The following is a 12258-nucleotide window of genomic DNA, read 5'->3' as shown; positions in this document are numbered from 1 at the left end:
GAGGAGATTGGAACCCCGTACCCCGTTACCGCATCGTAATATTTGTTGTGGGAAATGTAACCTGTTCGAGGGTCGTGTATTGTGTCGGAGCCCGTCTCGATTGAGGATTGTCTACCGAGACAGGTCCATCGCACCCCTCGATTCGTTGGCCTGCCGGCTATTTACTGGCTGGTCCTAGTTCAGCCTCCCTGCGCTCGTGCTCCTCGGGATTGGACTGGCGATGCTCTTCGTGCCGCTGCAAAACCTCGCCCTCACCGGTGTGCAGCCCGAGGATGCCGGCGTCGCTTCCGCGACCGTCAACTCGACCTTCCACATCGGCGGATCGATCGGCCTGGCCGTGTTTACCGTCTTCTACGCCAGCGCCGTCGAGCACACCCTCGCCGCCGGTGGTGACCAGCTGACTGCGTTCACCGACGAATACTCAGCCGCGTTCCTCGCCTCCGGCATCGCCATGGTCATCGCATCGCTCCTGGCGATCTTCCTCATCCGTGGGAAGAAGGACGACCTCATGCCCTCGTCATCGCCCAACGAAAGGGTGACGGCGTACGTACCTGTCACCGGCTGACTGCGGCGTCTCGAAGGTGGATGAGGCGGGTTGGCGAGTCGAACCTGCTAAAGAGATTCAGCTCTTGGTCGTAGGTGATGGAAGCAAGGAGAGAACGGTCCAATCGGTGTCGAAGGACGAGCACGGTGAAGCCGTCCCCGTCTTCTGCGTCGGTCGGATGCCAGTCGGACTGATCACCACCCCAGATGAACATGCTGTCGGGATAGATGAGGCTCGCGGCCGGATGGGGGCGCTTGCTGTGCCCCTCACCGATGCGCTCGTTGTAGCCGTCGGAGACGATGGTGCGTTGCGTTGCAACGTGGATGGCGGTCCAGCTGGCGTCCCGGAGGTCGGTCTTCACACTCCACTCGTCGACACCGTTGAAGTCCTGCATGAGGACTGTCGCGGTGACGCTACGGTCGGTGTCTGCTCTGATGGCTTCACGAATTGCCTCGATGCGGTTGTTCACGTGCGCTCCTCCTCTTAGGTGTTTCAGCCGAAGACCGGCGCTTCCTTGCCGTCCGGGTACCGGCAGCTGTCTCCCGGGGTGCACAGGAAACGGTACGTGGAGAGGTCGAGGTTGAGGTTGAACGTGTGCGCACGCTCGTAGTCCTGGATCTTCATGTTGCCGAGCTTGAAGATGTAGGTGCCGTTGTGTGTTCCGCCCATCGAGCCGGTGAAGTTGAAGCCGTCGCCGGAGAGGTTCGAGTAGCCCGTGGAGTCCACCGTCCGGCTGGGCAGGAGTCCTTCCATCTGCTCAAGAGTGATGCCACCGCTGAGGTCCACGTTGTAGTTGCGGAGGACGGAGAAAGCGGACAGGCCGAAGATGTGCTTGTCGGTCTGCAGTCCGATGGTGAACGTGAGGTCGATGCAGTTGCTCCAGGAGCCGTTGGTCGGGTCGTTCGCCTGTCCGTAGATCACGCCGTAGACGATGTCGCTCGACGATGGAGCCCAGATCGTGCGCACGGGGGTGCTGTTATAGCAGCCGACGCTGTCGGCACGGGCGTTCGACTGTGGCGCGAGGTTCGCCGCCTCTTCGGAGGACATGGTGATGAGGCAGGCGAAGTCGCCTGTTCCACCGCTGCTGGTGAGGTCGGTTGCCGCTTGGACGCAGGCTTGACCAGCTGCGCCGTTGTCGTCGGTCGCTGACGTGGCCGCGCTGGCGGGGCCAGCAAGCCCGAGAGTGCTGAGGAGGACAAGGGTCGCTGCGCTGAAGGCGGCGGTTCTGAACTTCATCGTTGAAGCCATTCTCGTTGCTGTCGGCGTACCTGAATAACCGTACAGACGAGCCGCGATGTCTCGAGCGGGTGTTTCGCCCCACTAGCTTGTACCCCTTTCGGAGGTCGCGGATCGGAGTTGCAGCAAACTCGTCAGCGAAGGCAGCCGAGCCATCGCCCCCGGAAGGCGCTGTGCGCGCGCAATGCTGCTGTGGCGGTGACGGGCATCACCCTCCTGCTTATCGAACTCTTCAGCGGCAGTTGATGATCACGACGCTACGGGCGTCCGGTAGCCGATCGCCTACCGGACTCGATTTGGTCGCGCCTGCGACTCTCCGGTCACTCGGGGTGACCGAAGATGGATAGGAGTGTCCAGACGATGCCGATCATTGCCAGCCCTACAGCGAGCACACGGACGAGTCCCGGCGTCATCGCACTCTGCGGACCGCGGCTGCTCCACTGGGCGTCAACGAAGTACTGCGCGATCGGCGCCGGACGCACGAACGCAGTGACCGCCACCGCAACGATTGCTGGCCCAGCGATGAGTCCGGGGATCCACATGGATACCACCCAACCAGGTCACTTGATGGCAGTGAGGCGTAGTTGGCCGCTGTCCGGTGGCTGATCGGCTATCGAGACAACTTCGTGAGGGTCTTCTCGCGAGCCCGCAGGTCTTCGTCCCGCAGGTCGTTCCGCATCCACTTCGCAAGATCCAAAGTGGTTCGCTGCGCCCACCGGTGCGTGTCTTCCATATAGACCAAGGGGTCGCGCATTGATGCGGGCAGCTGGTCGGCAGTTTGCATGGCGATCGCCATCTGACTGGTGCCGAGTTGGCACTCCGCGGCAAGCCATCGACCTGCAGCTAGATTGGATGCTCCCGGGAGGGTCTGCAGAAGCACGACCTGGGCGCGAAGAACGCGGAAGTGATCCGCCCAGGGTTCGGCTTCCGGGTTGACAGTGGCGAAGAACGCCAGTTCGGAGAGGATGCCTTCGAGCATGCGATCTCGTCGTTCTAGGAGCCGAGAGCGGTCGGCAGCTCGACGCTCTCGGCGTGCCAGGCCAATCGCTACGGCGGCGGAGAGCAAGAGTGCGAGCGCAGGGATGCCCGCGTCAGTCAGCACTGACCACCAGTCGATTCCCGCGCTGCCCGTGGCAGTGGCCGGCGTTGTGAGGGTCAGTGTCATGCCAAGAAGCTATTCGACGTTGCTGCCTTCGACGCCGTTTGGGGGGCCTTGCTGTCCGGGAGCAGATCGGTGTCCGAGACGGTCCGGAGCCGCTCGAGCGACGGGCGGGCCAAAGACCGCTCAGCGACAGTTCAACGGGGAGAGGCGACTTCGCCTCTCCCCGTTGCTCACGTCCCAGGGCATGATCGTCAGCCGATTACCCAGTCCTCGGAAGTGATCAAGTCCACCAGCCGACCATGGCCCACTTGCCGCTGCCCACACACATACGGGATCTTCGGCCGGCCGGGGCCGCCATTCGTCTCGCCCGAGATGACCATGCCGCCCTCGACCTCTGCGACGGCGATGACGAACGGGTCAGCACCGTTCTTCCGGCCCTGCTTGACCCAATTCGGGAACTGCGCGCCGATCTGTCCAGCGACCGCCGCAACTGCTGCCGTGGTTGCGTAGACGCTGCGCTCTCGCCCGGCGCCCTTCCTCGCACCACTCCCGCACGGGCGCATCCACCGAGGTTGCTTCCGACCATGCCTCTTCGGAGATGTGCATGCGGCCATCGTCGATGAGCAGGTCGATGCGCTCCCACAATGCCGGGAAATTGCGTCGCGGGTAGAACCGCTCCATTCCATCGATGAGCGCGCTCGTGTCGACGGAGTACACCTGCCCGCCGCTCACACCAACACCTCATCGGTCCTGATCCGTTCGAGCAGCTTCGGAATTTTGTCGTACGACACGTCGAGAAGGTGCGCGGTATCGCGGGAGCTGAGCACACCCTCGTTGTGTGCACGCAGCATCGACGCGATGAACGGCCGACCGAGATCACGGACCTTGAGCTGGTAGTAGATTGGTGAGTCCTTCCCCGCGCGCGCGTCCTTCTCGTCGCGCTTGAACAGCTCGTACGCGGAACGGAACTCCGCGCGCATCAGCGTGTAGTCATCCCAGCTCGCCAGCCGGAGGTTCACCATTCGGAGCAAGGCCGCTTCCGCGCTGGACCCGAAGCGATCGCCGAGTCCGCGAAGGTCGTCATAGGAGCGGGATGACACGTCCCGTCGACGGGTTTCCGCCCGGAATTGCCGCGCCGGCATCAGCGTCGCGGCCGCCACCTGGTCGCAGAACCGCTCCTCGGGTGAGGCGCCCACCCGGCTGAGGTCACACAGCGCGCCGCTACGAAGCCCCAAGTGCGCGAGCTCGTGCAGCAGCGTGAAGACCTTGCCGCGCGGCCAGTCGCTGCCGTTCAACGCTATGACCGGCGCGAGATCATCAGCGATCGAAAAGCCGCGCATCTCGGCAATCGGGACGCGCTGCACCTGGATGATGAGGTAGCCGCGGGACTCGACACGACTGACCAGCTCGCGCAGCAACTCGGCGGGCTTCGACCACAGCCGAGCGGGCAGCTCGTCAAGGGCAAGCTGTTGACGCACGAGCGCGCCGGAGCGCTCAGCGTCGTCGGAGTCAACCTCGACTGACTGCAGCACAGGGAACGGCAACTCCCCAAGGTCGTCGTGCGCTTCATGCAACGCATCCTGTTGACGCCGAGCACGAAGAATCGCCCTTCGCAGGATCGCGGACTCGTCCCCTTCGCTTTCAGGACGACGGAAGTCGGGTACATCGAAGACCGTCTCGTCCTGCACCGGGACCGGCATGAACAGTGCAGCGAGCGGCCGGTTGTACGCGGCAGCCGCCTTCCGCAGCTGGATGATCGTGGGCTGGTGAGTCCCCCGCTCCCACTGATCGATTCGCGAAGCACTTACTCCGATGCGAGCCGCAGCCTCATCGACGCCAAGCCGAGCAGACTCACGCGCCCAAACCAATACGTTCGGCTCGACCGCGAGATGACGTTGCACCGCCATCACCTCACCCCCGGGCTACCCATGATCGAAAGCGTACAGACCTGCAACGACGCTCATGCCCCGGGACGCGGCCAACAGCAGAACGTCGCGTCTCGATAGCCGGTCGACTACCGCGACCGCGTGCGCAGCGGTCCAGCTCCCCCTCGAACCCCGTGCTTCCTGAGGGCGGCGTTCTCGGATAGGTGGTCCGAAACGATTCCGAACGACGGGACGTCAAAGAGGCGCCCCACGGACGCCCACCATGTGCGGAGGAATCAGCGCCGCCGCACCCCGAGCCCCACCACCGCCACGAGGTTGACAGCACTCCCCACCAAGAACCCCGTCGTCCCACCCGCGACGCCGGCCACCGGCCCGAGCACCGCCATGAGCCCAGCACCGACGACGAACCCGGCGACCGAGGCCAACGCCACCTGCCGTGACCGCCCCGATGCGAGCAGCAGCGCCGCAGGCACGAGCCCGACGGTGAACACCCACACCGCGACCATCAAGTACCGCAGGTCCGCCACGGCGGCAGCGCCCTCGGCGGGGTAGACGATCGGCAGGAACCACCCGGCGAGCAGCGCCACCAGACCGAACACGACGGCAGAAGCAGCGGCGAACCCGACGACGAGCATCAGCGCTCCGCGAGACCGCAAGGACCCACCATCCGTCCGGTGCGCAAACGCCGGTACGAGCACCTGCCCCAACGCCTGCCCGAGCATCGACGCCGGCGTCGCCAGGGTGAACGCCGCCGCGTAGACCCCGGCTTCGTGCGCCGACGAGGTCACCTGCGCCGAGATCATCGTCAACTGCAGCAACCCGTTCGAGGTCACCACCGCCAGCACGTTCCACGCCGCGAACCCGAGCACCCCGGCGGCGGGTTCGCGAGCGGCAGGGCCGAAGTCGTTCCCCCGCGGCCAGCACGCGATCGCGAACACCGTGTACCCGATGGCCAGGGGCAGCAGCACGAAGGGCTCAAGCCGAGCGACGCACGCCACCACGAGCATCCCGAGCGCGAGCACGCTCGTCACCGAGTCCCAGAGCGCTACCCGCGGTACCCGGCCGTAGCCGAGCTGCGCTCCGCGGGCGTAGCAGTACAGGCCGTAGCCGATGACGACCCCGACACCACTGAGCACCATGCCGGGGCCGTTGCCCCAGGCGACCGCGATCGGCACGGTGACCGCGGCGAGCACCACGGTCGACACCAGCATCGACATCCCGAGCAACTGGTTCACCGCGGCGTCCGACCGCCGACCCCGCAACGCGATCGCCAGGTACCGCGAGGCGGTGTTGCCCGCGGCGTTCGGCCAGAGCAGCGCGACGAACACCGACAGGGACAACAGCGCCGTGGTCTGCCCGAGGGTCTCGGTGCCGAACACCCGCCCGACGACGACGGTCACGAGCAGCTTCGCGACGCCCTGCACCCCGATCCCGACCGTAGCGAGCACGGCCGACGACGCCACAGAAGACGACGGAGCCACAGGCACAGAAGCCCCGCTGGAAGAACCAGACCCGCTCACCGCGCCAACGCCTGTTCCACCCATCCACGCCGATGCGCGCGCACCCCGAGCGTCACCGCCCGGACCCCGATGTACCCGAGGGCGAACGCCGCCCACAACCCGGCGAGCGTCCCTCCCGCCCACCACAGCAGCGGCAGGTACACGACCAGGTTCACGCCTCCCGCGATCGCCAGGTACCGCGCATCCCCTGCGCCGATCAGCACCCCGTCGAGCACGAAGACGTACCCGGCGACGGGCATCCCGACGGCGATGAGCACCAGCACGAGCGGCAGCGCGTCCCGCACCGCCTGGGAGTCCGAGAACACCGGCCCGAGCACACCACTGACAGCCAGGGTCACCACGCCGAGCAGCGCCCCACCGGCGATCCCGAGCAGCACGAGCCGCCGCGTCACCAGTCGCACCCGCTCCGGGTCACCTCCGCCGAGTCCGTGCCCCACGAGCGCCTGCCCGGCGATGGCGAGGGCGTCGAGCGCGAACGCCAGGGTCGAGAACACCGTCAGCCCGACCTGCGTGGTCGCGAGTCCCGCGGTCCCGAGCCCGGCAGCGGCCCCGACGGTCGCGAGCATCGCGATCCGCAACGACGCGGTCCGCAGGAACAGCCAGGCCCCGGACCGCAGCGCCCGGACGACGCCCGAGGCGCCGGGCCGCAGCGGCGCTCCCGACGATCGCGCGGCGCGCACCGCGATCCGGACGTAGACGATCGCCATCGCCCACTGCACGATGACGGTGCCGGCGGCGGACCCCTCGACGCCCCACCCCGCGCCGTAGATCAGGACGGCGTTCAACAGCCCGTTCGCGACGAACCCGATGGTCGCGACGACGAGCGGGGTCTTCGTGTCCTGCAGCCCGCGCAGCAGCCCGGTCGAGGCGGTGACGACCAGGATCCCGGGCAGCCCGATGAGCGACACCGTCAGGTACGCGGTCGCCGCCGCCGAGACGTCGGGCGACGCACCGAACAGGTCGACGAGCGGCCCGGCGAGCGGCCACCCGACGAGCGCGAGGACCACTCCCAGCACGAGCGCGAGCCACATCCCGTCGATGCCGGCGTGCACTGCGCCTCGTCGGTCGCCCCCGCCGAGCGCGCGGGCCACGGCCGGCGTCGTCGAGTACGCCAGGAACACCAGCAGCCCGGTCACGGTCGACAGCACGGCACTCGCGAGTCCGACGGCCGCCAAGGGTGTCGCACCGAGGTGCCCGACGAGTGCGGTGTCGGTGAGCAGGAAGAGCGGCTCGACCACGAGCGCGCCGAGCGCGGGCACGGCCAGCCGCACGATGTCGCGATCGACCGCACGCCGTTCGGCAGTGATTGCGGCTGTCATCGTTCGGGGCACCGGGCCATTCTGGCGGGGATGGGGCACGGGCATCGTTCGCACACCCGGTGATGGTCGCCATCGTCGACTTGGCCGGTCCTGCTGGATGGCTCGGTGTCCCGGCCCCTACGCTGCTCGGATGCGTTCTCTCGTCAAGCTCGATGACTGGTCTGCATCTGACGTCGACGCAGTCTTCGACCTGGCTGACGAATACCGTGCGGGCCGGGGGCCCGTGACGGATGGCGCGGCGGTCATGTTCTTCCCGCCGACGAGTCTGCGCACCAGGGCGACGTTCGAGCGGGGCGCTTCGCTCATGGGGCTCGAACCGATCGTGTTCCCGGACACGACACTCGACAAGCCGGAGGCGCTGTCAGATGTCGTTCGCTACCTCGAGAACTGGGTCGACATCGTCGTGGTGCGCCACCACGACCTCGCCGTGGTCCAGGCCTTGGCTGCGGCTCACGCGTTGCCGGTCGTGAACGCGATGACGGACGACAACCATCCGTGCGAGGTGCTGTCCGACCTTCACGCCTTGCAGCAGCGGGGCGACATCACCGCGATGCGCTTCCTCTTCGTGGGCGCGGACGGCAACATCGCCAGGGCGTGGCAGGAAGCCGCTCGCGTCTTGCACCTCGACCTCATCCAGTGCTGCCCGGCCGAACTCGCAACCCCGGGGGCTGCGTGGACCGACGACCTCGAGGCAGCTGTTCGGTCTGCGGACGTGGTCCTCACTGACGGTCCCGGTGCGCACGCTGACGCGCTCGAGCAGTATCGGATCACGGCGGCCCTCCTCGACCTCGCGCCGCCGGGAGTCCGCTTCAACCCGTGTCCGCCGTTCCTGCGCGGCCGTGAGGTCAGTGTCGACGCTGTCGAACACGCCGCATTCGTCGGACACGACTTCAAGGCCGGACTCCTCCCGGTACAGCAAGCCGTCATGGCGTTCTGCCTCGGCCTCGGCTGAGCAGGCGTCCTGATCACCGATCCGCTGCAGGTCGCGGCTCCTGCAGCTCACCGCCGAGGCCGCCGAGGCTGGCTGTGAGGACCTTTGTCAGGAGTCGGGCATGCGTGCCGTCCGGGTCGAGATCCGGATCGTAGACGGTGATCGATGCGCCGACGGCACGGGGAGCGAGCGCGCGGAGCAGCTCGATCAGCTCGTGTGGCGTGCAGCCGCCCGGGTCGGGACTGTCGACGGCGGGCATCACCGCTGCGTCGAGCACGTCGACGTCGACCTGCAACCAGTAGCCCGCCGCACCCGCCGTCGTCCGCAGGGCCTTGACGACTGTGGCAGTGCCACGGGCGCGCCACTCCGAGGTCGGGACGACTGCGCCGAGCACAGAGCGGACCTCCGCGAGCTCGGCGTCGTCGTCACGACAGCCGACGTGAGCAGTTCGTGCAGCATCGAAGTACGGGCCGGCACCGTCGATGTCGGCCAGCGCCGGCCAGTGGTGCCCGACGGCGGCGGCGAGGTCCTCCCCGGCCACGCTCGCGCACACGTCGCTGTTGCCCGGGTTCCGGAAGTCGGTGTGGCCATCGACGTGCACCAATCCGACGCCGTCCCGTCGTTTCATCGCGAGGCCAGCGCCGAGCAGTACGCTGCAGTCTCCGCCGATGACCAACGGTGCGGCTCCGGAGGCGAGCACCGTGTCGATGCGGTCGGCGAGCCGCCGCGCGTGGTCGATCATGGCGCGTTCGTTGCGAACGACACCGGGAGCACGGGTTGCGTCATCGTCGACGTAACGGCCGGGAACGACCACGCCGGCATCAGCAGCTCCCTGCTCCGCGAACCGGCGGTGGAGGCCGGCTTCGCGGAGCGCCTCGGGTGCTTTCGCCGTGCCGGGCACCGCGCCTGGCTCTGGTGGCCGCAGGCCGAGATTCGTCGGGGCAGAGACGAGCGCGATCACCCGACTGAGTGTGTCAGACGGTGCCCGCCTCGCTGTCGATCAGGTGAGGTGGTGTTCGTGGGCGTAGATCGCTGCGGCGATGCGGTTGCGGAGGCCGAGCTTGGTGAGGACTCCGGCGACGTGGGTCTTGACGGTGACCTCGCCGATGCCGAGCGCTGCGGCGATCTCGGCGTTCGACTGGCCCTTCGCGACGAGGAGGAGCACCTCGTTCTCCCGCTGGGTGAGGTTCGGGAGTGCGCGCCCGTCCGGTGCCTGCAGCGGCCCGGTGGGGAGTTGCGGTGCGAAGCGATCGAGCAGGAGCCGTGTGATGCGGGGCGCGGTCACGGCATGGCCGGCAGCGACGGCGCGGACGCCCGCGAGGAGCTCGGCGACCGGCGCGTCCTTCAACAGGAATCCGCTGGCACCGGCACGGAGCGCCCGGTAGGCGTACTCGTCGAGGTCGAAGGTGGTCAGGATCAGGATCTTCGCGTCGGGGTCGTCGGCGAGGAGTCGTCCGGTGGCTTCGAGACCGTCCATGCCGGGCATCCGGATGTCGAGGAGGATCACGTCCGGGCGAAGTGCGTTCGCCTGACGGATGGCGCTCCGACCGTCCGGGGCCTCGCCGACGACCGTGATGTCCTCTGTGTCGTCGAGGATGAGCCGGAACCCCATCCGGATGAGGGCCTGGTCGTCGACGAGGAGCACGCGGATGGTCATGCTCGTGCTCCTCCGGGCCGGATGGCGAGGGGGATCGAAGCAGCGATCCGCCATCCACGGGTGCCATCGGGTCCCGCCTCGAGGATGCCGCCGAGCTGGGTGACGCGTTCTTCCATCCCGACCAGCCCGGAGCCGCCGGCTCGGGTCTCGTGCGCGCCTCCGGTGCCGTCGTCCTCGATGCCGAGGACGAGCTCGTCTCGCGAGGCCGTGATGTTCACGGTGAACGTGGTCGCGCTCGCGTGCTTGAGGGTGTTCGTGATGGCCTCCTGGGTCACCCGGTACACGGCGACCCCGATCGCTGCCGGAACTCGGTCGACGGCGCCGTCGGTCTGCAGTGTGGCGCGCAGGCCGGCTGCGGTGACGAGGTCGAGCAGCGCGGGTACCCCGTCGATGCTCGGCGTGGGCAGCAGTCCATCGCTCGCTCGGATCGTCCCGACCGCGTGACGGGTGTCGGCAAGAGCCGTGCGGGCGGTGCGTTCGATCAACCCGACGGCCTCGTCCACGCGCTCCGGTTGCCGAGCCGCCCTGCCGGTACTGGCTGCCGCGAGGGTGACGATCACGGCGAGGCCGTGGGCGATGACGTCGTGCATGTCCCGCGCGATCCGGGTGCGCTCGTCGGCGACCGCGAGCAGAGTCTGCTGCTCACGTTCACGCTGTGCCCGAGCGCTCTGCTCCTGCAGGACCGCGACCACGCGGCGGTGGTTGCGGACCGACGCACCGCACGCGGTCGCCGCGAGGACGAACACGGTGAGGACGGTCAGCATCTCGGTGACGTGGAGCCCGTGCGGCCACGTGACGGACGCGGCCACCGCGCCCACCTCGGCGATCCCGACCGCGACCGCGGTGTCCCGCACCGGGCGGTGGGCGGCGACCGTCGCCAGCGCCACCAGCACGCTCACGTCCGCAGCGAGCTGCACCCCGATCGACCACTGCACGGCAGCGACGACGCTGATGCCGAAGAAGATGGCCACTGGCCATCGTCGACGCACAGTCAGCGGCGCGATCATCGTCAGCGACAGCGTGACGTACGCCACGAGCAGCGGGTCACCGGCCCGGGCGTGGAAGACCAGCTGCGGTGCCACCGCGACGGCGAGAGCACCGGCGATGACGGCATCCGCCACGATCGGGTGCGCCCGCCACCGCTGCCGCACCGTGCTGTCGTGACCCAGGACCCTCACATCCCGCTGCCGTCGAAGAACGCGGCCAGGGCGGGTGCCGTGTCCGAGACGGTCGACAGGTTCGCCAGGAGCACGATCCCGAGGAACAGCAGCATCCCGGGGAGCAGTATCCCGCCGCCGGCGAGCACCCGGCGGAGATGCCGATCGGACTTCCGAGTGCGGGCACGCTGCACCCAGATCGCCACCGTCCCGGCGACGACCACGATGATCGCAGCGACCGCGGTCACGACGAGCGCTGCGTGGTAGCGGCGGAAGTCATCGATGAGTGCGGCCAACGGCGGGGTCATCGTCCCGGACGCGAGCTCACCGCGGACCTGCAGCACCGAGGTGCCGTCCATCGGGAGGAAGTTCAGCACCGATGACAGCGGCGCCACCGCACCCTGCACGTTCGCCATCACGACCAGCAGCACGACCGGGGCGATCGGAGCACCCAGGACGCCGACCAGGAACAGCCCGACGCGACGCCCCCGCGATCGCGCCCGTGCGAACGCGGTCCAGACACGTTGCCCGACCGGGACCAAGACGACCAGCAGGGCGACCGCGACGATCGCCTTCACGACGTGGAACACGGTCCAGTACGACACCGCGGCGGCCAACGGCGAACTCGACGTCCGCCCGGACCCCACCCACTGCGCGAACCCCGAGGCCACGGCTCCGGGAAGCGCCGCGACGGACAGGTGCGTCCCCGAGGCCCAACCGGCGATCGCTGCCGGCCACACGACCACTGCGATCGTGAGCGCTCCCGCCAACGTGAAGCACACCACCCCACGGCGATCCACAGTTGCCGGCGTGTTCGTCATCGTCATCATCACCCTCCACCACGTCGGGTACATCCCGACGAGACCACGGTAGGGAGCGTGACCACACCACCGCGTCCTCCCCGGA

14 protein-coding genes are annotated in these 12258 nt (G+C 68.0%); 2 read left to right on the top strand and 12 right to left on the bottom strand.

Annotation, left to right across the window (positions count from 1 at the left end):
- Positions 1 to 196 precede the first annotated feature (196 nt).
- The gene (locus ITJ69_RS12610; RefSeq protein ID WP_131921973.1) at positions 197 to 565 is read left to right on the top strand and encodes a hypothetical protein; all 369 of its coding nucleotides are present in this window, start codon (positions 197 to 199) and stop codon (positions 563 to 565) included.
- Here the strand turns inward: ITJ69_RS12610 and ITJ69_RS12605 are convergent.
- The 8 genes from ITJ69_RS12605 to ITJ69_RS12575 all read right to left on the bottom strand — a co-directional run bounded on the left by ITJ69_RS12605 (position 555) and on the right by ITJ69_RS12575 (position 7607).
- Positions 555 to 1013 (bottom strand): hypothetical protein, encoded by a 459-nt coding sequence (locus ITJ69_RS12605; protein WP_131921972.1) that lies wholly within the window; start codon positions 1011 to 1013, stop codon positions 555 to 557. The genes ITJ69_RS12610 and ITJ69_RS12605 overlap by 11 nt on opposite strands.
- A gap of 23 nt (positions 1014 to 1036) precedes the next feature.
- Entirely contained in the window at positions 1037 to 1591 is a 555-nt protein-coding gene (locus tag ITJ69_RS12600) for a hypothetical protein (protein WP_123291680.1), read from the bottom strand.
- Positions 1592 to 2390: 799 nt separating this feature from the next.
- Complete coding sequence (locus ITJ69_RS12595) at positions 2391 to 2945, bottom strand: hypothetical protein (protein ID WP_194672923.1); 555 nt, start codon at positions 2943 to 2945, stop codon at positions 2391 to 2393.
- 188 nt (positions 2946 to 3133) lie between these two features.
- Positions 3134 to 3352 carry a DUF4411 family protein gene (locus ITJ69_RS21095; protein ID WP_416354934.1) on the bottom strand — a complete coding sequence of 73 codons (219 nt, stop codon included), beginning with the start codon at positions 3350 to 3352 and terminating at the stop codon, positions 3134 to 3136.
- Positions 3300 to 3614, bottom strand: coding sequence for a DUF4411 family protein (locus tag ITJ69_RS20750; RefSeq protein WP_323743095.1), 315 nt, complete (start codon positions 3612 to 3614; stop codon positions 3300 to 3302). Before ITJ69_RS20750 ends, ITJ69_RS21095 begins: the two co-directional genes overlap by 53 nt.
- Complete coding sequence (locus ITJ69_RS12585; protein WP_228505519.1) at positions 3611 to 4789, bottom strand: XRE family transcriptional regulator; 1179 nt, start codon at positions 4787 to 4789, stop codon at positions 3611 to 3613. Before ITJ69_RS12585 ends, ITJ69_RS20750 begins: the two co-directional genes overlap by 4 nt.
- Positions 4790 to 5043: 254 nt before the next feature.
- Positions 5044 to 6216 carry a lipopolysaccharide biosynthesis protein gene (locus ITJ69_RS12580; RefSeq protein WP_194672920.1) on the bottom strand — a complete coding sequence of 391 codons (1173 nt, stop codon included), beginning with the start codon at positions 6214 to 6216 and terminating at the stop codon, positions 5044 to 5046.
- Positions 6217 to 6284: 68 nt separating this feature from the next.
- Entirely contained in the window at positions 6285 to 7607 is a 1323-nt protein-coding gene (locus tag ITJ69_RS12575; protein WP_194672929.1) for an MATE family efflux transporter, read from the bottom strand.
- A gap of 130 nt (positions 7608 to 7737) precedes the next feature.
- Between ITJ69_RS12575 and ITJ69_RS12570 the strand changes: the two genes are divergently transcribed.
- A complete protein-coding gene (locus ITJ69_RS12570) occupies positions 7738 to 8559 on the top strand; it encodes an ornithine carbamoyltransferase (RefSeq protein WP_194672919.1) in 822 nt (273 codons plus the stop codon).
- Between the two features lie 13 nt (positions 8560 to 8572).
- On the opposite strand, the gene ITJ69_RS12565 is transcribed toward ITJ69_RS12570, so the two are convergent.
- The 4 genes from ITJ69_RS12565 to ITJ69_RS12550 all read right to left on the bottom strand — a co-directional run bounded on the left by ITJ69_RS12565 (position 8573) and on the right by ITJ69_RS12550 (position 12173).
- Positions 8573 to 9439 (bottom strand): arginase family protein, encoded by an 867-nt coding sequence (locus ITJ69_RS12565; protein WP_323743097.1) that lies wholly within the window; start codon positions 9437 to 9439, stop codon positions 8573 to 8575.
- A gap of 99 nt (positions 9440 to 9538) precedes the next feature.
- Positions 9539 to 10195, bottom strand: coding sequence for a response regulator (locus ITJ69_RS12560; protein WP_131880846.1), 657 nt, complete (start codon positions 10193 to 10195; stop codon positions 9539 to 9541).
- On the bottom strand, positions 10192 to 11373 hold the full coding sequence (locus ITJ69_RS12555; RefSeq protein WP_323743094.1) for a sensor histidine kinase: 1182 nt from the start codon (positions 11371 to 11373) through the stop codon (positions 10192 to 10194). Before ITJ69_RS12555 ends, ITJ69_RS12560 begins: the two co-directional genes overlap by 4 nt.
- Positions 11370 to 12173, bottom strand: coding sequence for a hypothetical protein (locus ITJ69_RS12550; protein WP_194672916.1), 804 nt, complete (start codon positions 12171 to 12173; stop codon positions 11370 to 11372). Before ITJ69_RS12550 ends, ITJ69_RS12555 begins: the two co-directional genes overlap by 4 nt.
- Positions 12174 to 12258: the final 85 nt, after the last annotated feature.

Origin of the sequence: Curtobacterium sp. VKM Ac-2887, assembly GCF_015350935.1 — a bacterium.
In the GTDB taxonomy this organism is placed as follows: Bacteria; Actinomycetota; Actinomycetes; order Actinomycetales; family Microbacteriaceae; genus Curtobacterium.
This window is presented reverse-complemented; position numbering and strand designations above follow the sequence as displayed.